General features: G+C 63.0%; 18 protein-coding genes, 1 rRNA gene and 1 pseudogene. 8 read left to right on the forward strand and 12 right to left on the reverse strand.

From position 1 onward, the window contains the following. Nucleotides 1–77: 77 nt before the first annotated feature. Entirely contained in the window at nt 78–956 is an 879-nt protein-coding gene (locus MOD31_RS21520; protein ID WP_187697047.1) for a thioredoxin domain-containing protein, read from the reverse strand. A gap of 176 nt (nt 957–1,132) precedes the next feature. Between MOD31_RS21520 and MOD31_RS21525 the strand changes: the two genes are divergently transcribed. The 5 genes from MOD31_RS21525 to MOD31_RS21545 all read left to right on the forward strand — a co-directional run bounded on the left by MOD31_RS21525 (nt 1,133) and on the right by MOD31_RS21545 (nt 7,813). Continuing rightward, on the forward strand, nt 1,133–2,626 hold the full coding sequence (locus MOD31_RS21525) for a trehalose-6-phosphate synthase (protein WP_142936537.1): 1,494 nt from the start codon (nt 1,133–1,135) through the stop codon (nt 2,624–2,626). Beyond that, nucleotides 2,616–3,413, forward strand: coding sequence for a trehalose-phosphatase (gene otsB / locus MOD31_RS21530; RefSeq protein WP_142936538.1), 798 nt, complete (start codon nt 2,616–2,618; stop codon nt 3,411–3,413). Before MOD31_RS21525 ends, otsB begins: the two co-directional genes overlap by 11 nt. Before the next feature lie 207 nt (nt 3,414–3,620). Beyond that, a complete protein-coding gene (locus MOD31_RS21535; RefSeq protein ID WP_142936539.1) occupies nt 3,621–4,703 on the forward strand; it encodes an ABC transporter ATP-binding protein in 1,083 nt (360 codons plus the stop codon). A gap of 93 nt (nt 4,704–4,796) precedes the next feature. Beyond that, nucleotides 4,797–6,401 (forward strand): beta-N-acetylhexosaminidase, encoded by a 1,605-nt coding sequence (locus MOD31_RS21540; RefSeq protein WP_142936540.1) that lies wholly within the window; start codon nt 4,797–4,799, stop codon nt 6,399–6,401. Continuing rightward, nucleotides 6,398–7,813 (forward strand): DUF4032 domain-containing protein, encoded by a 1,416-nt coding sequence (locus tag MOD31_RS21545; RefSeq protein WP_142936541.1) that lies wholly within the window; start codon nt 6,398–6,400, stop codon nt 7,811–7,813. The genes MOD31_RS21540 and MOD31_RS21545 overlap by 4 nt, the downstream gene beginning before the upstream one ends. A 62-nt stretch (nt 7,814–7,875) precedes the next feature. On the opposite strand, the gene MOD31_RS21550 is transcribed toward MOD31_RS21545, so the two are convergent. Beyond that, nucleotides 7,876–8,577: a GntR family transcriptional regulator gene (locus MOD31_RS21550; RefSeq protein WP_250821668.1), complete on the reverse strand. Its 702-nt coding sequence runs from the start codon at nt 8,575–8,577 to the stop codon at nt 7,876–7,878. A gap of 125 nt (nt 8,578–8,702) precedes the next feature. Here MOD31_RS21550 and MOD31_RS21555 point away from each other — a divergent pair, with 125 nt between their 5' ends. Next, a complete protein-coding gene (locus MOD31_RS21555) occupies nt 8,703–9,932 on the forward strand; it encodes an amidohydrolase family protein (RefSeq protein WP_223941920.1) in 1,230 nt (409 codons plus the stop codon). 82 nt (nt 9,933–10,014) lie between these two features. Here the strand turns inward: MOD31_RS21555 and MOD31_RS21560 are convergent, their stop codons facing one another. The 7 genes and pseudogenes from MOD31_RS21560 to MOD31_RS21590 form a co-directional block, all read right to left on the reverse strand. Then, nucleotides 10,015–10,506, reverse strand: coding sequence for a pyridoxamine 5'-phosphate oxidase family protein (locus MOD31_RS21560; RefSeq protein WP_166841644.1), 492 nt, complete (start codon nt 10,504–10,506; stop codon nt 10,015–10,017). Nucleotides 10,507–10,611: 105 nt separating this feature from the next. Further along, nucleotides 10,612–11,889: an MFS transporter gene (locus MOD31_RS21565; RefSeq protein ID WP_250821669.1), complete on the reverse strand. Its 1,278-nt coding sequence runs from the start codon at nt 11,887–11,889 to the stop codon at nt 10,612–10,614. Nucleotides 11,890–12,171: 282 nt separating this feature from the next. Further along, nucleotides 12,172–13,617 (reverse strand): FAD-binding oxidoreductase, encoded by a 1,446-nt coding sequence (locus MOD31_RS21570; protein ID WP_250821670.1) that lies wholly within the window; start codon nt 13,615–13,617, stop codon nt 12,172–12,174. A 147-nt stretch (nt 13,618–13,764) separates the two neighbouring features. Beyond that, nucleotides 13,765–15,687 carry a glycoside hydrolase family 13 protein gene (locus MOD31_RS21575; protein WP_250821671.1) on the reverse strand — a complete coding sequence of 641 codons (1,923 nt, stop codon included), beginning with the start codon at nt 15,685–15,687 and terminating at the stop codon, nt 13,765–13,767. 2 nt (nt 15,688–15,689) lie between these two features. After that, nucleotides 15,690–16,622 (reverse strand): sugar ABC transporter permease, encoded by a 933-nt coding sequence (locus tag MOD31_RS21580; protein ID WP_250821672.1) that lies wholly within the window; start codon nt 16,620–16,622, stop codon nt 15,690–15,692. Continuing rightward, entirely contained in the window at nt 16,622–18,280 is a 1,659-nt protein-coding gene (locus tag MOD31_RS21585; protein WP_250821673.1) for an ABC transporter permease subunit, read from the reverse strand. The genes MOD31_RS21580 and MOD31_RS21585 overlap by 1 nt, the downstream gene beginning before the upstream one ends. A 97-nt stretch (nt 18,281–18,377) precedes the next feature. Further along, nucleotides 18,378–19,675, reverse strand: a pseudogene (locus tag MOD31_RS21590) (extracellular solute-binding protein). Between the two features lie 210 nt (nt 19,676–19,885). Between MOD31_RS21590 and MOD31_RS21595 the strand changes: the two are divergent. Continuing rightward, on the forward strand, nt 19,886–21,631 hold the full coding sequence (locus tag MOD31_RS21595; RefSeq protein ID WP_250821674.1) for a glycoside hydrolase family 13 protein: 1,746 nt from the start codon (nt 19,886–19,888) through the stop codon (nt 21,629–21,631). A 20-nt stretch (nt 21,632–21,651) separates the two neighbouring features. Then, nucleotides 21,652–22,674, forward strand: coding sequence for a LacI family DNA-binding transcriptional regulator (locus MOD31_RS21600; RefSeq protein WP_142936552.1), 1,023 nt, complete (start codon nt 21,652–21,654; stop codon nt 22,672–22,674). A gap of 7 nt (nt 22,675–22,681) precedes the next feature. On the opposite strand, the gene MOD31_RS21605 is transcribed toward MOD31_RS21600, so the two are convergent. The 3 genes from MOD31_RS21605 to rrf form a co-directional block, all read right to left on the reverse strand. After that, nucleotides 22,682–23,194 (reverse strand): N-acetyltransferase, encoded by a 513-nt coding sequence (locus tag MOD31_RS21605; protein WP_308196395.1) that lies wholly within the window; start codon nt 23,192–23,194, stop codon nt 22,682–22,684. 1 nt (nt 23,195) lies between these two features. Beyond that, complete coding sequence (locus MOD31_RS21610; protein WP_142936553.1) at nt 23,196–23,690, reverse strand: SRPBCC domain-containing protein; 495 nt, start codon at nt 23,688–23,690, stop codon at nt 23,196–23,198. 88 nt (nt 23,691–23,778) lie between these two features. Next, a 5S ribosomal RNA gene (rrf, locus tag MOD31_RS21615) occupies nt 23,779–23,895 on the reverse strand. Nucleotides 23,896–23,904 lie beyond the last annotated feature (9 nt).

Below are 23,904 nucleotides of genomic sequence, written 5' to 3' on the forward strand. Positions count from 1 at the left end.
AAGGAAATTCGCTGCCAAGCAGCAGCGGCCGGCCACCCGCAAAGGGTGACCGCCCGCCGTCGTGCATTCCGCGAGGGTTAGCCCTTGGCGGTGATTGCCGTCTGGATCTCAGCGTTCAGGTCGGACCTGCCGTCCCACTGCTTGCCGTCGATGAATACGGTGGGAGTACCGGTGACGCCGATCGCCGCAGCTTCCTGGGTGGCAACCTTCACCCACGGACGGAACTGCTTGCTGTCGATGCAGGAGTCGATGTTGGCCGCACCGATTTCGGTGGCCATTTTTTTCAGGTCGTTGTCGGAGATGCCCGCTCCACCTTCAGCCGGCTGGCGTTCGAAGAGCAGGTTGAAGAATTCCGCGTACTTCTCGGGCGAGGAGTTCACTACGCAGGCAGCAGCGTTGGCTGCCCGTGAGGAGTAGTTGGTGGTGGACTGGCGGTCCAGGAAGCCGAGGGCACGGTACTCGAGGGAGATCTTGCCTTCGTTGCGCAGGTTGGTGAGAGATTCGCCGTAAGCGGTCTCGAACTGCTTGCAAACGGGGCAGATGAAGTCGATGTAGGCAATGACCTTGACGGGCTTGCCGGCCTCGGCCTCGCCGCCCGGAACGGTTACCGTAGCCGGCTTGGTTTCCAGGGGAGCCGGGACATCAGCGACGTTGACTGTGGCAGGTTCCGATTTCACCACTTCAGTGTTGGCCAGCAAAGTGATGCCGCCGTGAACGTTGCCGTTCGCCGGGGTGGGACCCTGATCGGCCACAGGCGCATTGTTGTTCTGGGCTCCAATGAACGCGAAGGCAATGACGACGATGATGACCACCACGGCCGCCACGATTCCCCAGCCGACAAGAAGCTTGTTGCGCTTCTCCTTCTTCAGCTGTTCTTCGCGGATTGCGCGCGCTTTCTCCCGCGCCTGGGCGGTTCTTTCGGCCTTGGACAGGCGTGATTCGTTTGCGGGGCTCATCAGTTCCTCGGGGTATTCGACGTCAACGTGCATAGCTTGGGGCAACGGGGCCAGTTTACGGGAGCAAACTTGAAGGTTTACCCACGCCCATTGACCCTGTTGTTGAACGATCAACTGCCCGGGATGATTCCGCTAGTAGGCTGGGAGGTGAATCACAGCAACCTTAGGGAGCATTGATGCAGGATTTGGCAAGCGAAAAAGTCGAGGCCGAACAAGGCACCCGGGCTTCTCCTACGAAGAAGCCCACGGCAACCAAGTTCGACTTCATGGTGGTCTCCAACAGGTTGCCGGTGGATCGCATCAGCGATGACAACGAGGAAAGTGGCTGGCGCCGCTCACCCGGCGGCCTGGTCACGGCCCTGGCGCCCATGATGACCAAGAGCGACGGCGCGTGGGTGGGTTGGCATGGCGCCCCTGACGAAACTGTGCGGCCGTTCAGCCACGAAGGCATGGACCTGCTTCCGGTCCAGCTCAGCACCGACGACGTTGAGCTGTTCTACGAGGGCTTCTCCAATGCGACCATTTGGCCGCTGTACCACGACGTCATTGCGCCGCCGGAATTCCACAGGACCTGGTGGGATTCCTATCGGAAGGTCAACAGGAAGTTTGCCGACGCCGTTACCCGGCACGCTTCCGAAGGCGCCACGGTGTGGGTCCAGGACTACCAGCTGCAGCTCGTTCCGAGGCTGCTGCGCGAATCCCGCCCGGACCTGAAGATCGGCTTCTTCAACCACATCCCGTTCCCTCCCCCGGAGATCTTTGCGCAGCTCCCGTGGCGTCGCGAAATCATTGACGGTTTGCTCGGGGCAGACCTTCTGGGCTTCCAGCGCCCCAGCGATGCCGGCAACTTCATGAGATCGGCCCGCAGGTTCCTGGGCGCAAGCGTCAAGCAGCAGCAGGTCCACGTCAAGGGCGCCGACGGCCAGGTCACCCACATCGCGCGGGCCCAGGCCTTCCCGATTTCCATCGATGTCGCCCAGATCCGCGAGCTCGCAGACCGGCCGGACATCATTGAACGCGCCCGGCAGATCCGCAAGGACCTGGGTAACCCCAAAACCATCCTCCTGGGCGTGGACCGGCTGGACTACACCAAAGGCATCCGGCACCGCCTCAAGGCTTTCGAAGAACTCCTGGCGGATGGGCACATCAAGGTGGAGGATGCCACGCTCATCCAGGTGGCAAGTCCCAGCCGCGAACGGGTGGAGCAGTACCGGCTGCTGCGCGAGGAAATCGAAGGCACCGTGGGCCACATCAACGGCACCTACGACACCATCCAGAACACCGCGGTGCGCTACTTGCACCACAGCTACCCGGTGGAGGAGATGGTCGCGTTGTACCTCGCGGCGGACGTCATGCTGGTCACCGCGCTGCGCGATGGCATGAACCTTGTTGCCAAGGAATACGTGACCGCCCGTCAAAACGACGACGGTGCACTGGTCCTCAGTGAGTTCGCCGGTGCTGCCGATCAGCTCAAGCAGGCATTCCTGATCAACCCCCACGACATCGATGGCCTCAAATCGACAGTCCTGAAGGCCATCACCCTGGATCCCAAGGAAGCCCGCCGCCGCATGAAGCTGATGCGCAAGCAGATTCTGGATCACGACGTCGATCACTGGTCAGCTGAGTTCCTGGCCGCCTTGGAGGAGAAGGTGGTCCGTGATGACAGCTGAGAGCCTTTCACTGTCACCTGAGCTGCTGGAAGCCGTCCGGCGCATTTCCGGCACCGAGCACCTGTTGGTTGCCCTCGATTTCGACGGCACCCTCTCCCCGCTGGTTGACCGTGCGGAGGACGCACGCCCGCTGCCCCGGTCCGCCGCGGCCTTGGAGGCCCTGGCACAACTACCGCGCACGACGACGGCACTCATCTCAGGCCGCGCACTGGACAGTCTGCGGCTGGTCGCCTCGCCTCCCGCCGGTACGTTGCTGATCGGCAGCCACGGCGCTGAGGTCTGGCTGGGCGAGGGCTCTTTGGGCTTGGAACTGGACGAGGAACAGCGCACAAAACTGGCCGCGGTGCGTGAGGTTCTTGCCGAAATCGTGAACATCGCCCCGGGGACGTTGCTCGAGGACAAGCCCGCCGGCGTCGTCCTTCACACCAGGATGGCCGACGACGACGTTGCCGAAGACGCCGTAGAGGCCGCGATGCGGGTCCTCCGGGAGCACCCGGGTGTCTACCTAAAAACCGGCAAGCGCGTGCTGGAGACCTCCGTAGTCCATGCGTCCAAGGGCGAGGCTGTGGAGTTCCTCCGTCAGGCCACCGGCGCGACGGCAATCCTATTTGCCGGCGACGACGTCACTGATGAGGATGCACTGGGCCGGCTGATGGGCGACGACGTAGGCATCAAGGTAGGCCTGGACTTCACCCAAGCCCAGTATCGGGTGGAAGCCCCTGTGCACGTGGCGGAGCTGCTTGAGGCCTTGCTTCGCGAGCGGCGGCAGGTCACAGCGGGGGCCTGAGGAAGTGACGAGCACAACTTGTGACGTTCGTAACATTTAGGTGGTTAGTCAAAAAGTCTGACATACTCTTGGGTGTGATGTGACGCACAGTACCGTGCGGCGTCACACGATCCTCCCCGGCCATTGGCCGGGGAGTTCAACTGAAGAAAAAGAACCATTCACAACGGATCGTCCGGCACGTACCTGCCGGTGAAGGGATTGATAACTGTGGCTACAGTTACTTTTGATAACGCTACGCGTCTGTACCCGGGCACAGATAAGCCCGCCGTCGATAAACTCAACATCGACATCGCCGATGGCGAATTCCTGGTCCTCGTTGGACCCTCCGGTTGCGGTAAGTCCACCTCCCTGCGAATGCTCGCAGGCCTTGAGGATGTCAACGCCGGCCGTATCCTGATCGGTGATCGCGACGTCACGGACGTCCCGCCGAAGGACCGCGACATCGCGATGGTCTTCCAGAACTACGCCCTGTACCCGCACATGACCGTTGCGGACAACATGGGCTTCGCACTGAAGATTGCCGGCGTTTCCAAGGAAGAGCGCGCCGAGCGTGTCCGCGAAGCCGCCAAGCTCCTTGACCTTGAGCAGTACCTGGACCGCAAGCCGAAGGCACTCTCCGGTGGTCAGCGTCAGCGTGTTGCCATGGGCCGTGCAATCGTCCGTAACCCCCAGGTCTTCCTCATGGATGAGCCGCTGTCCAACCTTGACGCCAAGCTCCGTGTCCAGACCCGTACGCAGATCGCATCCCTGACCCGCCGCCTGGGCGTCACCACCGTTTACGTGACGCACGACCAGGTAGAGGCCATGACCATGGGTGACCGCGTTGCTGTGCTGAAGGACGGCCTGCTGCAGCAGGTTGACACCCCGCGCAACCTCTACGACCGCCCGCAGAACGTCTTCGTTGCAGGCTTCATCGGCTCCCCGGCCATGAACCTGCTGGAACTGCCGGTTGTTGACGGCGGCGTTCAGTTCGGTGGAACGGTCTACCCCGTGCCCCGCGACGTCCTCCAGGAAGCACACGGCCAGACGGTTACCGTTGGCTCGCGTCCTGAAGACCTCGAAACGGTCGGCAACGGCGAAGGCCTCCAGGTTGAGGTTGACGTTGTTGAAGAACTCGGCGCCGACGCCTACGTCTACGGCCACACCATCCTTGATGGCAAGAGCCACGACATCGTCGCCCGCGTCGATGGCCGCCGCCCCCCGATGAAGGGTGAGTCCATCTTCGTTCGTCCGCAGTCCGGCCACGTGCACCTGTTCGACACGAAGACCGGCCTCCGCTTGGGCGACTAATCCCGCCGGCTAGTACATCCGCATTTTGATAGCGGCCCGACCCCTCCAGGTCGGGCCGCTCTCGCGTTAACCTAACTCCTGCGAAAGAATGGCATGAACACGACGGACACCCTGATTCCCCGCCCCTCCCACGTCGCACTCCTGGATGACCCGGCCTTCACGCTTGCCTCCACGGCACGGATCAGCGCGATCGACTCAACTGTGCCGGTTGCCGAACAGCTGGCTTCACTGCTGCGCGGCGCCACAGGTTTCGCGTTGCCTATTGTTGAGGACGCCCGCCCCGGCGACATCTCGCTCGAGTTGGCAGAAGCGTTCGACGGCGGCCCCGAGGCATATGTGCTTATTGTCGCCGAATCCGGTGTCGGGGTAACCGCTTCCACTCCTGCCGGACTCTTCTACGGCGTCCAAACACTGCGGCAACTCTTCCCCGCGGCCATCGAGTCCGGGAGCCGGAGCCACAGTGCAGGCTCCGGCGCAGACGGCGCCTGGGTGATTCCCGCCGTCGAGATCGCAGACGCACCGCGGTTCGCGTACCGCGGGCTGATGCTGGATGTTGCGCGCAGCTTCTTCACCGTGGACCAGGTGAAAGAGCAGATCGACGTCATGACTCAGTTCAAGCTAAACGCCCTCCACCTGCATCTCACCGACGACCAAGCCTGGCGCATTGAAATCCACGAGCCCGCGGAGAACCCTTCCGCGCTGCCCTACGCGAATCTCACCGGCGTGGGTGGCCAAGGCGCTGTAGAGGTGTCAACAGCCATCCCCGTGCGGGGCCACGAAGGCTTCTACACACAGCAGGACTTCCTGGACATCCAGGCCTATGCCGCCGGCAAGAACGTCCTGGTGGTGCCGGAGATCGACCTCCCGGGCCACGTCAACGCTGCCCTCGCCGCGATCCCGCAGCTGAACCCTGACGGCAAAGCCAAGCCGATGAGCACCACGGCGGAGGTAGGCTGGTCAACGCTCACCGAAAACTTGTCCGCAACCTACGAATTTGCCCGGGAGGTCCTCGGGCAACTCGCCGCCATCACGGTAGGCCCTTACCTCCACGTCGGTGGCGACGAAGCGAAGGTCACCGAGCACGACCACTACGTCTCCATGGTCCAACAGTTCGTTCGGATCGGCGCAGAAACCGGCAAGACCGTGGTGGGATGGAACGAATTCGCAGCCGTCGAGCTTCCCGAGGGCGCTGTGATCCAGTACTGGCACGGCGATTTCGAGGCCGTGGCACGGCAGGCGGAACGCCATGGGGCCAAAGTGCTCATGTCCCCTGCAGACAAGACCTACCTGGACCAGAAATATGCACCGGACAGCCCCATCGGGCTTGAATGGGTGGAAGGCGGGCCGTTCGACTGGGCCGACTACTACAACTGGGATCCAGCGCAGGGCGGTCTGAAGGACCACCACATTCTGGGTGTCGAGGGCGCATTGTGGTCCGAGACAGTCCGGGACAACCAGCAGGCCCAATGGCTCCTCTACCCGAGGGCTGTCTCTTTGGCGGAAGTCGCGTGGTCCGGTCAGGAGGTTCGCAACCCCGGTGACTTCCGACGTCGGCTGGGCGCCTTGGGCGAGCGGCTCGCCAAGCAAGGTGTCGCCTTCCAGGAAGCGCCCGACGTCGAGTGGTCCGCCGTGTCCCAGTGGCCGTTTCCCGAGGCAGAAACATCTTCCCCTCCCAAGTACGGAACAATTGAGGCATGAGCGAGCAAAACGAAGCCCAGTGGCACGACGAACCCACCGACTACGGGCAGATCGGCAAGCTCCCCCGGAAGGAAGCCGCCAGCGCGCAGGACACTGCACCTCCCGCCAGCGTCATCGGGTCCCTGAACATCACCGCGGCTGCTGCCGATCCTGAACTGCTGGATCTCCCATGGCACATCGCGCTGGAGGACTGGCCTGCCGAGAACCTGGCGGCACTGCCCCGCGGTATCTCCCGGCACATCGTGCGTTTCGCCCATTTGGGTGGCTCGGTCATCGCCATCAAGGAAACCTCGGAGCACGTTGCCCGCCACGAGTACCACATGCTGCGGAAGCTGGCCCGGCTGGACGTTCCCTGCGTGGAGCCGGTGGCTGTCATCACGGGCAGGACCACCGCGGACGGCAGGCCGCTGAACCCGGTCCTGGTCACGCGGCACCTGAAATTCTCCATGCCGTACCGTGCGCTGTTTTCCCAGATGCTCCGCAAAGACACCTTGACGCGCCTCATTGATGCCCAGGCGCTGCTGCTGGTGCGCCTGCACCTTGTGGGCTTCTACTGGGGTGACGTTTCACTGTCCAACACCTTGTTCCGCCGTGATGCCGGCGCCTTCGCCGCTTACCTGGTGGACGCCGAAACAGGCGAGCTCTACCCGGACCTCTCCATGGGTCAGCGTGAATACGACCTCGAAATCGCCCGCGTGAACATCGCCGGTGAACTGATGGATTTGCTGGACGGCGGACTCATCGAGGAAAAGGTGGATCCCGTAGCCACCAGTGAGCTGATCATGGACAGCTACCGCCGGCTCTGGACTGAGCTGACGGAGAAGGAATCCTTCGAGCTCGGCGAGAGGTGGCGCGTGGCCGCCCGCATCCGGCGCCTCAACGAGCTGGGCTTTGATGTGGAGGAGTACGCCATCAAGACCACGGCGGACGGATCCACCATCCAGCTCCAGCCCAAAGTGGTGGACGCCGGTCACCACCAGCGTCGTTTGCTGCGCCTTACGGGCCTGGACGCCCAAGAGAACCAAGCCCGCAGGCTCCTCAACGACATGGACCAGTTCCGCGCGGACAACAACCCGGACCTGGACGAGGAAATCAGCGCCCACATTTGGGTCAGCCAGATCTTCGAGCCCATTGTGCGTTCCATTCCGCGTCATTTGGCCGGAAAGCTGGAGCCCGCGGAAGTGGTTCATGAGGTGTTGGAGCACCGCTGGTACATGAGCCAGAAGCAGGACAGGTACGTGCCCCTGGCCGAAACCGTTCAGTCCTACCTGGACACCGTGCTGCAGCACCGCCGCGACGAGGCAGCCATCATGCTGAACCCGGACACGGAGCTTCTCAAGATCCTTGAAGTTGAGGTTGAGGAGTCCGGCCGGTACGACGACGAGGACGAGTACCCGGACGCAGACGACTAACGAGTTTTTGTACAGCTAATGCCCCTAAGAGGGCTTCTAAAGGGCGTTAGCTGTACAAAAACTCACGGTTCCAGTGTCTCGGCCAGCCCGGCCAGGACGGGTTCGCGGCCCAACTCGATGTGCGAATACGCCAGGGAGTAGGCCAGATCCGGCTTACCCTTCAGGATGGCGTTGCACAGTTCGGTGTGTTCGTCGCGCTGGAGCTCATTGCTGCGGTTGTGGGCCAGCCCGAAGATCCAGCGCATGCGCCCGAACAGGGGTTTCACGGATTCAATGAGCAGCCTGTTACCGGACAGGCGCACTATTTCGGCGTGGAGCTCGGCGCTGATCAAGGCGACGTCGTCGGTCCGTTCGTCGTCGATGGCTGCCTTGGAGGCCTCCATGAGTTCCACCAGCCGACCGCCGTCGCTGCCTTCGGCCACACGCGTGGCAGCCATGCGCGCGGCAAACGTCTCCAAGCAGAGCCGAATGTCGAAAAGCTCGTTGACATCCGTGAGGGTCAGTTGGCGCACCACGGCACCGCGGCGGGGGAAAGTTGCCACAAAGCCGTCCTGTTCCAGGCGCTGGATAGCTTCGCGCACGGGAATGCGGGAGACGTTGTAAAGCTCCGAAAGTTCACGCTCGCGCAACCGCACACCCTGCGCGTACGTTCCCGCGACGATGCCTTCCAACACCAGTTGGTAGACGTTCTCCGCGCGGGCCCCTTCATCGCGGCCATTCCCGTTCTCCGGCATCGCCTCAGCCACTGTCAAACTTCCCTTCATGCAGTCGCCAGTCCTTTGAGTGACGCTCCCCCTACGCTACTTTGGTATACAAGAATTTCACAGCACCCGCGTTTCGTTAACACGGGCGTCGGCGATCAACAGACCTGCCATCAGAGGAGCAACCATTGAATACCCTGATCCGCGCCGTCCGCCCCTGGGGGCAAGCGCTCAGTGACGTCACGCTCGTCGCTGGCGAAGCAGGCGGCAAGATCACCGCCGTCGAACCACACAACCCTGCGCGCGTGGTCCCGGATGGCGTCACTGTTGTCGAAGGACGTGGGCGCCTGCTGCTGCCATCGTTCTCGGATGTCCACGTTCACTTGGACTCCACCCGGATCGGCCTCCCGTTCCGGGAACACACCGGCGGTCCGGGTGTGTGGACCATGATGATGAACGACCGCCTGAACTGGCGCAACGCCGAGGTCCCGCTGCAGGATCGCGTGAATGACACCCTGGGACGGATGATCGCCAGGGGCACCACGCGGGTCCGCTCCTACGCCCAGGTTGATGTGGACTGCAAGCTGGAGCGCTTCGACGCCGTTGCTGCCGCCAAGGAGAAATTCGCTGGTCAGGCATCCGTTGACATCATCGCGTTCCCCCAGGCTGGTCTGTTGTTGGAGGAAGGGACGGTGGAACTCATGGAGGAGGCGTTGAAAGCAGGCGCCAACGTGATGGGCGGCATCGATCCCTGCACCTTGGACCGGGACCCCGTCAAGCACTTGGACATCGTGTTTGGACTGGCAGAGAAGTATCAGGTTCCCATCGACATCCACCTTCACGAACCGGGCGAGCTGGGCGTCTTCAGCACCGATCTGGTGCTGGAGCGGACCAAGGCGCTGGGCATGCAGGGCAAGGTCACCATGTCCCACGCGTACCAGCTGGGCAGCGTCAACGAGGCCACTACACGCAGGCTCATTGATGCCTTCGCTGAGCTCGATGTCTCCCTGGCGTCGGTAGCTCCTTCTGCTGCCGGCCAGTTGCCCATCCCGCTCCTTACCGAGGCCGGTGTTCGTCTGGGCTTGGGCGAAGATGGCCAGCGCGACTACTGGTCCCCCTACGGCAACACGGACATGCTGGACCGGACCTGGCAACTCGCTTTCACCCACGGCTTCCGCAAGGACCAGCTGATCGAGCACTGCCTGGCCATCGCCACCATCGGTGGGGCGAGCATTCTTGACCCCGGCGCAACCAGGCTGAAGGACACCTCCCATCGTCCCGGCGTCGAGGTCGGTGACCCGGCTGAGCTGCTCCTGGTGGACGGCGAAACGGTAGCCTCCACGGTGATGGACCGCGGCAAGGACCGCACTGTCATCCACGCCGGAAGGGTGGTAGCTGACCAGCTGGAACTCGTGTAGCGGCCGCGGAGCCCGCTCTTGTTCGATTCCTCGCCGTTCAACGGTATTGGCGGCGGATAAGGGCGGGTTTTCGCTTTAAGTGCTACTCGCCGCGTGCCGTGGGAGCGCCATCCAGGGGCGACCACCACGTCACCGGGGGCGTCACTTTGAAGCGGCGCCCGGTCACTTCGCTAGGCGTGATGCGGATGAACTGGTCCTTCTGCCCCGCCTCCCAAGGGAACAGCAGGAGACCGACCGTATCAAGCACGTCCTGCGTCAGTTTTACGGCAGAAGCGCGGCCCTTGACCACCACGCTCCACGCCACACCTGTTTCGGCATTGACGCCGTCGGCTTCGATGGCAACCGGAGCATCGCCCAGAGCTGCATGAAGTTTGGTGCCTTCACCGGTCCGGAACACCAGGGTCCCGTGATCAACTTTGTAATTCACGGGAAAGATGTCCGGGTGATCCTGCACCACAACGGCGAGCCTGCCCACCGAGACACTGCGGAGGAGCTCCCAACACTCGTTGGTCTCCAGGACTTCAGTAGCGGGCGTTTCCGGCTGATTTGTACCTGTTGCTGCTGAGTTGGTCATATGGCCGAGGATACGCCGCCGGGCTGCTGCCCGAACAGGCCCTTCCCCGGTTTCCGGGCAATCGGACGCGGTGCCCGCCTCTGCACAATCCTTCGAATAGCCGGGTTATCGAACCACCGTGGCTTTGGTAGTTGCTTGCTCAGGAGGCGCCGCCCGCTCCGCTGACTCCGTTGCCTCCAGGCTGACGAGGGGTCCACGGATAGCAAAGAATCCTGCACCTGCCAGCACTACGGCCTCCGCGGCGAGCGCCCAGAACGTCAATGCCCAGCCGCCGGTGATGGTGTGCAGTACCCCGGCACCCAGCGGGCCGAGGGACGCCAACGCGAAACCAAATCCCTGGCTCATGGCGGAGAGCCTGCCCGCCGATTGCGGCCCATCGGAGCGGATCACCACCAACGCCATGGCCAGCCCGAATCCAGCGCTTTGGACAATGCCGAGGACGCCTACTGCGAGGAACTGCAGCTCAAGTGGTGCCATCAGAACTCCAAGCAGCGCAGCTGCCACGGACAAGCCAAGGCCGGGCGCCATGATCCTGAGGATGCCGGGGCGGCCAGCGAGCACGGGAGCCAGCAAACTTGCAGGCAACCCAGCAAGACTGAACCACGCCAGCAGGGCGGCAGCATCGGCTTGTGCGAGCCCTCGGGATACCCCGTACACCGCCAACCAGGACGTGATCGCGAAGTAGAGCATGGCCTGGAGTCCGAAGAACGCTGTCACCGCCCACGCCGTGCGTTGCTTCCGGAGCGGAGTGACCACATCAGTGGCTCCGGTGACGGTGCCCGCAGTGGTGGGTGCCGCCGTCGGGCGTCCTCCGGATCGGTGGATCAGGAACGCGCCGATCAGCGCTGGCACCGCCCACACGGCGAGCGCTGATGCCAGGTTTCCACCGAAGGCCTGCTCCAATGGCTGGACCAGCCCGGCACCCAGCGCAGCGCCGAGGCCGAATCCCATGGTGCACAGGCCAGTCCACCAGCCGGTGCCGCGGTTGGCTTTGACGATCTGGGGCACCAGCACGCTGGCTGTCATGATCGCCATGCCGGCCAAGAAGGTTCCGGGCAGCAGCAGTGCGGGCACCGTCGCCCGAATGACCAATGCCGCGGCCAGAACCAGCAACGCCACCGCGACGGCACGACCTGTCCCGAGTCGTTGAGCCAGCCATGGCCCAATGGGGCCGGAAATACCAAAGGCCAATACCGGCAAAGTGCCCAGTACTGGAAGCAGGGACGGATCCAGGCTGAACACTCCCGGCACCTGATTCATCACCCCGGCAACGGTGGTAATGGCCGGTCGAAGATTGACGGACACCATGACAAGCGCGATCAACGCTAGACCCACCCTCAGCCTCGGATTCAGTAAAGATCCAGCCTGCCGCTTCTCGCGCACGTCATTCCCCTCATAGCAACTTTGGTATACCAAGTAAGACTATGAGGGGGATGACGTAAAGTAAATACGTCGTTCTGAAAGGAAGTGCAAGAGTCAGAATGCAACCACTCCGAGTCTGGAATACCAAGAAGCACACGTGCGGTCCGCCAGAGAGTTGGAGGTGATAGAGCGTCACACCCAAACACGCGAAACGTGATAGAGCGTCACACCCAAACACGCGAAACGTGATAGAGCGTCACACCCAAACACGCGGGAGGTGATAGAGCGTCACAGGCCCACGGATCAGATAGCTTTCCCCGGATTCAGAATTCCCTGCGGGTCGAACAGCTCCTTGATCCGCCGCTGCAGCTCACGCAGCGGTTCGGGTTGCTCAAGCCCGAGCCAACGCAGCTTGTATTGGCCCACGCCGTGCTCGCCTGTAATGGTGCCGCCCATGTGGAGGCCTACGCGGATTGATTCGTCCAGGGCTGCGTTGAGTCGTTGGAGCGCGTCTGCGTCGGTGGCGGGGTCTACGCGGTCCATCCAGAACGTGGGGTGCAGGTTTCCGTCGCCGGCGTGTGCCACTACTTTGAGTCGAACCTGGAATCGGGCGGCCATGGCCTCGAGTTCAGCCACGAAGTCCACCAAGCGCGAGCGCGGGACGGCGATGTCTTCGCCCACCCTGAATTCGTCGTCCACTTCGACGCCGCGACTGTTTCTGCGTAGTTCCACCAGCATTTCGGCTTCTTCGCTGGCTTCAGTGGTGACTGTGGCGCCGCCGTCGGCGAGTACTTTCCGGACGACGTCGGCTTCTGCGGCCGCTCCGAAACCGTCGGTTTGGATGAGCAGCAGGGATTTGCCGCGCTTTTGGAGGTCGCTGCCGTTCAGTTCGTCCAGCTGCACCAAGGTGCCGTTGTCCAGGAGTTCCATGATGGCGGGCTGTACGCGGGCTTTGCCTACTGCAAGCACACCAGCGGCGGCGCTGCGGAAGTCCTGGTAGAAGGCGGCGATCGTGTGGATTTCGCGCGGCAGGTATTTGAGCCGAACGGTCACTCCCACCACAATCCCCAATGTTCCTTCGGAGCCCACCAGTAACGCGGTGAGGTCGTAGCCCGCCACGCCTTTGAAGGTTTGGTGGCCGGTGTGCATCAGGGAGCCATCGGCCATGACGACGTCCAGGGCGAGCACGGAGTCGCGCGTCACGCCGTATTTGGCGCAGCGGAGTCCTCCGGCGTTGGTGGCCACGTTGCCGCCGATGGTGGACATTTTGTAGCTGGCCGGGTCGGGCGCGTACATGAGCCCGTGCTCGGCGGCGGCGGTGTTGAGGTCGGCGTTGATGACGCCGGGTTCGACGACGGCGGTTTCGTCGTCGGGGTTGAGGTCCAGGATGCGGTTCATCCGTTCCAGGCCCAGGACGATGCAGCCTTGGGTGGCGTGTGCTCCCCCGGAGACGCCGGTTCCTGCACCCCGGGCGACGATGGGCACTTGGTGTGCCGCGCAGCTGCGAACGATGTGTTGCACGTCTTCGACGGACTCGGCCCACACCACAGCGAGCGGCAGGTGCCGCTCCAGCAGCGGTCCTTGATCCATGGAGTACACGGTGAGGGTTTCTTCATCCTCGGCCACCTGCCCGGCACGCAGTCCGGCCGCGAGCTCTTTCAGGAATACTTGTTGGCCTGCCGAGAGCCGTGAGTGTTCCCGGCGGCCCGCGGTCCAGGTGTTGATGCTTCCCTCTGATGTTCCGGCCATAGCCGTTTCGTCCGACACAGTGGTCCCTCCACGTACGCACCGCGGACACGCCAAACCGGCAGTCTTCGCAGTGTTTTAGTGCTCCCAGTCTAGCCAGCCCGGAACGCTAGCCAGCCCGGAACGGCAGGGCACGGCCACGGCCGCCGGCTACCCGGTGGCGAGCACCGTCCCCGGCAGCGCCCAGATTCCTGCGGAGACACCTTCGGCACGTAGGCAAACATCGTCGACGCCGGATGGTCCGGCGGGTGCGGAGCTCGCCGTTCCGGAGTGGTGCAGTGGCGGGGCGAGTAACGCTTCGAGCTGCTGGCTGGAGAGGACAGCGTTGTCGAGGACCACCTCGGCCGTGTCCCTCGCGACGAATACCAGCGCTGAAGATTCCAAACTTTCCCGGATGAAGACCAACGCGTCGCCCTCGGCGTGCAGCCAGCGCACCCCGCCTTCAGTCAGCGACGGCAGTTCCCTGCGCAGCCGCGCAAGGTTGGCGTAGAGGGACCGCATGTCCGTCCGCACGCGGCTACCATCAGCCCATGGCATGGGCGTCCTGGAGTCCTCGCCGTTGAACCCAACAAACCCGAACTCGTCGCCGGCAAACATGACCGGAACTCCTGGAAGGCAGAAGGTGAGGGCGGCACCCACGGCAGGACCGCCGTCGACCATCACCGTTGCCGCGCGTGCGGTGTCGTGCGTATTGAGCGCGTTCATATTGTTTTGCAGCACACCCCAGCTAAATCCCGCGGCGAGGTCCTGATGTGTTGCCAGGAAGTCCTCAGCATCGATCTTGTTGGGCCCGGATTGCGGTGAGCCGAAGAAGTTCACGTTCGGTGCGTCTTTGGCGAGCCAGGACCACAACGGCCGGGTCAGGTGGGAGTACGTCATGGCTCCCTGCCAGTGCTCGCCCGTGAAATCCGGAGAGGCATCGGAGGTGGACTCCGCCAGCAGGGCCGCGTTCGGGTTGATTTCGCGCACCCGGTCCGCAATGAGCCGTGCCACGTCATGGTTGAGGTCCACCGCGCCCAGACGGCCGGTCATGTTGCCGACATCGATCCTCCAGCCATCCAGATTGAACGGCGGCTTGAGCCAGCGTGCCACCACGGAATCATCATCCGTCACGAAACGTCGGCGGAGTGCATCGGAGGACCAGTTGAACTTGGGCAGTGACGGCACGCCCCACCACGACTCGTAGCTGGAATGGTCGGGGCTGAAGTAGTAGTAGCCAGCTTCCTCCGAGCCGGGATCCGCGAGCGCCTTGACGAACCATTCGTGGGCGTCGCCGGAGTGGTTGGCGGTGAGATCCCCCATGACTTTGATGCCTCGCGCATGTGCAGCTTCCACCAAGTCCACCAGGGCCTGGTCTCCGCCCAGGAGCGGGTCCACGGAATCGAAGGTTGACGCATCGTAGCGGTGGTTGGATCGTGCGGGGAAGAACGGCGTCAGGTAGAGGATATCCACCCCCAAGTCCTGCAGGTGATCGAGCTTTCCCGTGATCCCGGGAAGGTCTCCCCCATAGAACTGGGTGGCTGCCTGCTCGCCTGTCCCCACCACCTGGGCGTCCCAGGAACATGCGATAGCCCAGTGCGGAGTCGGATGATTGTCCGCTTGGGCGGATCGCGCGAACCTGTCAGGAAACACCTGGTACATGGTGCCCTTGCGGAGCCACTCCGGAGCCGCGGCGAACGTTGTCAGCCTGAAGTCTGCCGAGTCGGAGACGTCCCGTCGGAACAGGCCTTGGGCGTTGAGGTTCCAGTAGCGCCGCCCAATGGTGCTTCGGCTCGCCACGGTGGCGGCAGCATCGTCGTCGTGCGTTTCAGTGACTTCCAGCAGGAAGCGGTACTTGGCCACCGGGTTTGCCACGAGCATCGCCGCTTCCCACCAGTCCCAGCCATCAGCCGAGCCGAGCCTGATCGCGGCGTCGTAGCGCGGCTCGCCGTCCTGGACGGACCGGACCCAAACCTTCGACGCCGGCCCCCACCCCTGCGGGACGCGCAGCCGGAGCCGGACTGTTTCGCCGAGGGACACGGCATGGGGAGCATGAAGTCCGGATCCGTCATGGTGCGGAAGGGCGATTGGCATGGTCAGCCTTTCACTGAGCCGGCGGTGAGGCCGCTGACGATGTACTTCTGCAGGAAGAGGAACAAGGCCATGACAGGGATGGCCGCAATAACGGCCCCGGCTGCGAAGACGCCCCAGTTTTCGGAGCGCTGCTGGGCCACATAGGAGTAGAGCCCGACGGCGAGTGTCTGGCTGTCAGGATCGGTCAGGACAACGCTGGCGATGACGAACTCGCTGGAGATGCCTATGAACGCCAAGAGACCCACAACAGCCAGGATGGGGGTGACCAGCCGCAGGATGATGCCGAAGAAGATCTGGACGTGGCTGGCACCGTCGATCTTCGCCGCTTCGTCCAAGGACTGCGGGACCGTGTTGAAGAACCCGTACATCAGGTACGTGTTCACGCCCAGCGCGCCGCCGAGGTACACCATGATCAGGCCCAGCTGGCTGCCCAGCCCCAGGGCGGGGATTACTTGCGAGATGCCACTCAGGAGCAGGAAGATCGCGACGACGGCCAACAGTTGCGGGAACATCTGCAGTAAGAGGAGGGTCAACAGTCCCATCCGTCGGCCTTTGAAGCGCATGCGGGAGAACGCGTACGCGGCCATGGCGCCGAGGAAAACGGTGGCGGCGGACGTTACCGTACCAACCACCAAGGTGTTCACGAACCAACGGCCGAAAGGTCTGGTGGGGTCGCTGAAGAGTGCCACGAAGTTGCCGGTATCGAACCTGGAGAAGAGTCCGTTGGAACCCACCAGGGTGCCGTTGGAATCCAAGGCAGCGGATAGAACATACAGGAGCGGGAACACGGCGAAGATCGTGGTGACGATGCCCACCATATGCCGCCAGCCTTTGTCCTTGAACCAGACCCCGAACGGACGGCGTGCAGGCGCCAGCGGCGACGGGCCGCCGTCGAGCGCTGTTTCCTTGGTGGCGGCCAGTGTGCGTACGCTCATCAGTTCACGTCCTCGAGTGCTTTGGTCTGTTTGAAGCTGATGGCCGAGATAGTGGCCACGATGATGAAAATGATGATGGCCAGCGCGCTGGCCAGTCCGTAGTCGCGCCCTGTGCCTTGGCCGAACGCCACCTTGTACACCAGCGTGATCAGGATGTCGGTAGATCCGATATCGCGGTCAGTGTCCGCGAAGCGCGGCCCACCACCGGTGAGCATGTAGATGACGTTGAAGTTGTTGAAGTTGAAGGCAAAGGAGGAGATCAGCAGCGGCGCCACGGACACCAGGAGCAGCGGCAACTTGATGGACCGGAACACCCGCCAGGCCGAGGCACCATCCATGCGGGCGGCCTCGTCGATTTCAGACGGCAGCGATTGCAAGGCGCCCGTGCAGACCAGGAACATGTACGGGAAGCCAAGCCACACATTGACCACCAGCACGCTGATCTTGGCCAGGACAGGGTCCGTAAGCCACCCGATGTTCGCGCCGCCCAAGAGTGTTTGGTTGAGCCAGCCGAACTCGGGGTTGAGGATGCCGGACCACACCAGGCCGGACAGGAAAGCGGGGAACGCATAGGGCAGGATCATCAGGATCCTGTACGCCTTCTTGCCGCGAAGGTCCTCACGGTTGAAGGTGATGGCCAGGAAGAGGCCCATCACAAAGGTCAGGGCAACGGATGCGATGGAGAAGGTGAACGTCCAAAGGATCACACCCAGGAGTGGCCCGCGGAGGCTGGGATCCGTGAAGGCCCGCACGAAGTTGTCCATGCCAACATCGATCTTCCAGCCGGTGGCCAGGGTCTCCCCGTTGGCGTCGGCGAATGCGCCCTTGCCGTTGTCGCGGTATTGGGTGCCGGTATCGGTGTCCGTGAAGGTATCCGTGGCGGCGTCATAGTTCAGTGCCGGCTTGAACTGGTAGGCCGTGCTGCCGTCCGCAGTGCGGAGCGTCCCATCGGCGGGATCGTCCGAAACCGGGACTGTGATCTTCAGGATTTCCTGCTGATTGGCCACGATCTCCTGGAACTTCAGCGTCTGGTAACCCGGCAGGGAGGTGGCCTTGCCTGTCGAGTCTTTGCCGGCTTCCGGGACCTCGGTGAGCGGATCCTCACTGCTGCCGAGTTGTGCCTTGCCAGAGGGATCCGTGAACAGCAGGTAGAAATTACTGCCCTTGGTGAGCACGGACGCCTTGTAAGCAGGCGAGTCCGGGACGCGCTTCTGGGCTGTCATCTGGATGGCCGAAATGGCATCTTCCTTGGTGCTGTTGTGCCCATCGCCGTAGTTGGTGAAGGCGATGTAACCGCTGAACACCACCACCAGGACCTGGAACACCAGCAGGAACAGTACCCCTGGAGCCAGGTACTTGGCCGGTAGCCCACCCTTACGGAGGTAGATCCAGTTGATGGCCAGAACCACCAGTGAGGATACCGCCAACGCGGGCCACGACTGGCTGAGGAACAGCATCATCAGGATGTACACCGCAAAAGCGTCCACAAGTCCCAGCAGGACAACCTTGAGGATGGTGCCCTTGAGGGAATCCGGGTGGCGTACGGGCTTGGCTGTGGGGCGGGCGCCGCTGCCGGTGCGGGCGCCGCTGCCGACGGACTGTTCCGGGCTCGGTTGGCCTTGGGTTGCTGGCAGTTCGCGGAGATCTGGTTTTGGCATTGTGGATCCTTGAGTGAAGCGGTTGGCGACAGGCAGGGCCGGGCGGTGGATTGCCGCCCGGCCCGGGGCAGACCGGTGGAGTTATCCGGTTGTAGTGCTAGCCGCCGATCTTGGACTTGATGCTGTCGGCCATCTTGGTCCAAGCCTCAGCCGGATCTCCCTGGCCCTTGATGATGGCCAACTCGGTGGCGCCCCAGTCAGCCCACACCACACTCATTTCAGGGATGGCCGGCATGGGGACGCCCGTGGCACCGATCTTTCCGAACGCCTCCACAACGGGATCGCTGGCGGCCTTCTCGAACGAGGCCTTCAATGCCGGCGGGCGTCCGCCTGCCGCATACATGGAATCCTGTGCCGACTCGGAGGTGAGGTAGTTGGTGACGAACTCATTGGTGGCCAAGGCGTTGACGCTCTTGGCGCTGATGAAGAAGCCGTTGACACCGATGAACGGCTGGGCGGGCTCGCCGCCGGCAGTGGGCAGTTCATCCACGGCCAACTTGATGCCCTTCTTCTGGACGTCCGGAACGTTCCACGGGCCTGTAAGGAAATACGGGGATTCTCCGGCCAGGAACTTCTCCTTGGCAATGTCATTGGTGATGTTGGAGTTGATAATCTTCTCGCCGGCATCACCCCAGGAGGCCAGCTTCTTGGCGAATTCGACGCCGGCAGCGTCACCGATGAGGAGCTGCTTTGCGTCATATCCGCCGTCGGCACTCTTGCCGAAGACCTGTGAGCCCATGGAGGACTGCAGCGGATACAGGTGGTAGGGATCGCCCTGTTTCGGATCCATGCCCACCAGGAACGGGAATGCGGCTTTGCCGTCCGCAACGGCTTTCTTGCCGTTGGCCACTACTTCGTCCAGCGTGGCGGCTTTGCTGTCCACGATGCTGGTGTTGCGAAGCAAGGCGATGTTCTCGATGGCGTACGGGACACCATAGACGGCGCCGTTGTAGGTCATGGCCTTGATGGAGGAGTCCTGGAACTGTGCCGCTTTGTCGCCCAGCTCAACGGGGCAATCACACCGTTCTGGACAAACTTTCCAATCCAGTCATGGGGTCCAACAATCAAGTCCGGCCCTTGGCCGGTGGGTACCTGGGTGATGAAGTCGTCGCGCACGGCGGCGAAATCCTTGACCACAAGCTTCACTTCGATGCCGGTATCGGACTTGAACTTCTCCGTGATGTCCTTCAGCGCCGGAGAGCGCTCGGCGTCAACCCACATGGTGATGACACCGGCTCCGGCAGCCTTGAGGTCCGGCTTTGCAGCATCCGAGCTGGGCGTAGTGGAGGCGCTTCCACCGCAGGCGGTCAGTGCCAGGGCAGCGGCCACGGAGATCGCCCCGGCGGCGAAAACACGCCGGGTTGTTTGAGTCTCGAGGGTAGTGTGCACCTTCATTGGTGTCCCTTTCGTTCTTCTTTGCTTCGACGGCAAGGGCTCTAAACCCATCGCATCGCCGGTGACTTTGCTCACAGACTGCAAGCGCTTCCACACACTACAGGTACATACGCGGAATTGAAAAGACCCCACCTTGTAAATCACTCAAAGACAGCACCCTTAGAGCTGGAAGCGTTTACAATTTTGAAAATTCTCTTCTACGATGTGTTCATGTCCGTTGACTCATTGCTCTCGGTTGCGACCCACGAGCCCACTGCAGCTTTCACGCACGTGACCCCCGTCCACCACGCTTCGAAGGCGCACGGATGGTGGCGGTCCGCTGTGATCTACCAGATTTATCCGCGGTCCTTCCGCGACCTCAATGGCGACGGCGTTGGAGACTTGGCGGGTATCACCGCCGAACTGCCGCAGTTGGCGACGTTGGGCGTCGACGCCGTGTGGTTGTCGCCCTTCTACCGCTCACCTCAGCGGGACGCCGGATACGACGTCAGCGACTACTGCGACGTCGATCCCCTCTTCGGCACCCTGACCGACTTCGATGCCCTCATCGCAGAGGCCAACAGGCTCAACTTGCGCGTCATCGCGGACCTCGTCCCCAATCACTGTTCCGAGCAGCACGTCGCCTTCCAGGCCGCGCTTGCCGCCGGCGCCAACAGTCCGGAGCGGGATATGTTCATCTTCCGCGATGGCCTGGGGCCCGACGGCAATGAGCCTCCCAACAACTGGCAATCGCACTTCGGTGGCCCGGCATGGACGCGCGTCATGGAGCCGAGCGGCGACCCCGGCCAATGGTTCCTCCACCTCTTCGATTCCTCACAGCCGGACTTCAATTGGGACAACGCGGCCGTCCATGCCGAGTTTGAACGCGTCCTCCGCTTCTGGCTGGACCGCGGTATCTCCGGCTTCCGGGTGGACGTCGCCCACGCGCTGGTCAAGGCAGCCGGACTCCCTGACTGGGGTGGACGCGCAGACGGCAACAGCTCCGAAGGCTTCCCGGGACACGACGCACCCATGTTCGGCCAGCCCGCCCTCCACGACATCTACCGCCGCTGGCGCTCCATCCTGGAAGAATACGGACCGGACCGCATCCTCTGCGCGGAAGCCAACGTTGACCCGCTGCCCCGGCTGGCCCAGTGGGTTCGAGCCGATGAAATGCACCAGGCCTTCAACTTCCCCTATCTGCACGCAGGACTGGACGTGAACCGCCTGCGCCACATCATCACCGACTCCCTGGTCTCCTTGGACGCCGTGGGGGCCCCGAGCACCTGGGTGCTGTCCAACCACGATGTTGTCCGGCACGTTTCACGCTTCGGCTACGACGGACCAGGACCCCGCGACGGTGACGGCATCGGCCCCGACGACGTGCAACCCAACGAAGAACTCGGACGACGACGGGCTGCCGCGGCCACCATGTTCATGTTGGGCCTCCCCGGTGGCGCCTACCTCTACCAAGGCGAAGAGCTCGGCCTCCCGGATTCCTCCAGCATTCCCGGCAGCATGCGCCAGGATCCAACGTTCGCCCGTACCGGCGGAGCCCGCATCGGCCGTGACGGCTGCCGCGTTCCGCTCCCCTGGCGTTCGTCCGAACCCCACTCAGGGTTCGGCAGCGGCCTGGACCCCTGGCTGCCCCAGCCCGAGTCCTGGCCCGCCCTGGCCAGGGACAAGCAAGAGGCGGATCCGGCGTCGCACCTTAACCTGTACCGGCGGATGCTCGAGCTCCGCACCATGCACCGCCTCGGCGAGGGCTCCCTGGCCTGGGTGGAGGACTACTGCAGCGAGACCTCGCTGGCCTACCTCAACGGCAACACCCTGGTGATGATGAACGTCGGAGCCGATGCAATGCCGCTCCCCGCAGGCGAAACCATCCTGCGGAGTTCCGCGGTGGAAGCCGGCGCTGATCTACTGGCTGCTGATCTACTAGGCTCGGGGGAGACAATCTGGCTAAAGGCCAGCTAACTTTTCCACCGAGGAGCAGCATGACCGGCATCAAGGACGTAGCCGAGCGAGCAGGGCTGTCCGTTGCCACGGTCTCACGGGCGCTGAGCGGAAAGGGCAACGTATCCCCCAGCAGCCGGGAACGTGCCCGCTCCGCCGCTGCCGAGTTGGGATTCGTGCTGTCCTATCATGCGTCAAGCCTGGCTTCCGGGCGCACGCACAACGTCGGTCTGGTGGTGCCCTCAGTCCACCGCTGGTTCTTCTCAGCGGTGATCGAGGGCGCCTCCGCGGCGTTGCTTGAGGCCGGCTACGACCTCACCCTCTACAACATCGGTGAAAACCCTGCGCACCGGCAGAGCGTGTTCAACGACTTCCTGCTACGCAAGCGGGTGGACGCAGTCATTGCAGTGTCCTTGGAGCTCAGCGAAGACGAGATCCAGCAGCTTCACGCGGTCCACCGGCCCATCGTGGGCATCGGCGGACCGTTGCCGGGAGCTTCGACTATCAGGATTGACGACTCTGGACTCGCACTGAAGGCCACCAACCACCTGTTGGGCCTGGGCCATACCAAGATCGCGCACATCACGGGTCATGAGGCCTATGACCAGGACTTCCACCTGCCTGGAACCCGCCGCAGCGGTTTCGAGAAAGCAATGAACGACGCCGGCTGCCCGGTCAGGCCCGAATGGATCGTATCCGCGGACTTCACGATAGAAGGCGCTTACTCGGCGGCCCGGCAACTCCTGGCCAGCGCACCGGAGCGCCCCACAGCCGTCTTTGCGGCGTCGGATGAAATGGCCATTGGCACCATCCTCGCCGCAAGGGACTTCGGCCTGCGCATCCCCGACGACCTGTCCGTCATGGGCATTGACGGGCACGATCTTGGCAATGTCCTTGGCCTGACCACCATCGACCAGGATGCCAAGGGCCAGGGAGCATTGGCCGTCCGGACTCTGCTGGGCGCCATCAACAACGGGTTGGTGCTGGAACCTGCTGATACCGAACACCCCACCAAGCTGGTGGTTCGCACCAGTACCGCGGTGCCGAGGGCCGGCACCGCCTAAGGTGCCTCTACGGCAGCTGCCGTTCCATGACGAGCTCCAGTTTCGATGTGTCCTGCGGATAGGGTCGGCTGGCACCCGTGGTCTGGAATCCGTGGCGCCGGTAGAACGCAAGCGCCCTTGAGTTGTCCTCGTGCACCCCAAGCTCCATGCTTTCGGCCGCGAAATCTCCGGCAGCGGCTTTGCACGCCTCTTGGAGGAGTTCGTCGGCCAATCCCAGGCCACGATGCTCAGGTGCCACATAGACGCTGATGAGCATGGCCTGCAGCGGCTTCTCCGGGATCCGGGGGTGCTTGACCACCACACGCATCAGGCCGCAGAGTTTGCTGCCCTCTTCGCCTGTATCGGCAACCAGGGTGATGCTGGCATCGCCGGACATCGCGGCAGCACGCTCCTGCCACTGGGTGTCTGTTTGCCGGCGGGCGGCGTCCAGGCTCTCCACGTAGGCCATGGGCGTATCCGTGAGCATCTCCAGGCGGACAGCCTTCAACAACGGCCAGTCATTCGCGTGGAGCCTGCGGATCCTAGGCAACTGCTCCGCCCATGAACCTCACGTAGCGCTCCAATACACGGGGCCACCCCTCGGCGTAGGACGTGCGTGAGGCCGCAGGGTCTTCGGCGCCCTCCCAGCCGTCATGGATCAACCGGACTTCAGTGCCCTCCTCCACGGCCCGGAAAACCACGCGGATCTCCGTGGACCACAGGGGCGTACTGGCCGGATACCAGCTCGCGTGGAAGGACAGTGGAGGCTGCCAATCGTCGATAGTCCCCCATACTGATGTGCGGCCATCCTCGGCCGTCTCCAGTATCAAGTTCTCTTCGAACTCAACATGAGATCCTTCGCCGTACACACTCTCCTGCTCCAGCGGCCACCACAGATGTGGATGATCGGTGAAACCCTGGAAGGCATGCGAGACGTTGGTAGGAACCACAACAGTAATGATCAGGGGGTCAAGGCCATCGCCGGCCTGTTGGGACGGTTCGGGCTCCGACTCTGGATGGCTGAAAAGATTTTCCATGACCACCAACTCTACCGGGGGCGGAAGGTACACAGGTGGGTTAAAGTCGAAGAGCCCCAGCCGGTGGCTGGGGCTCTTCTTAATTTGTGTCCGGCGGTGTCCTACTCTCCCACACCCTCCCGGGTGCAGTACCATCGGCGCTGTGGGTCTTAGCTTCCGGGTTCGGAATGGGACCGGGCGTTTCCCCCACGCTATGACCGCCGTAACTCTGTTA

The organism is Paenarthrobacter sp. TYUT067, from assembly GCF_023656375.1.
In the GTDB taxonomy this organism is placed as follows: domain Bacteria; phylum Actinomycetota; class Actinomycetes; order Actinomycetales; family Micrococcaceae; genus Arthrobacter.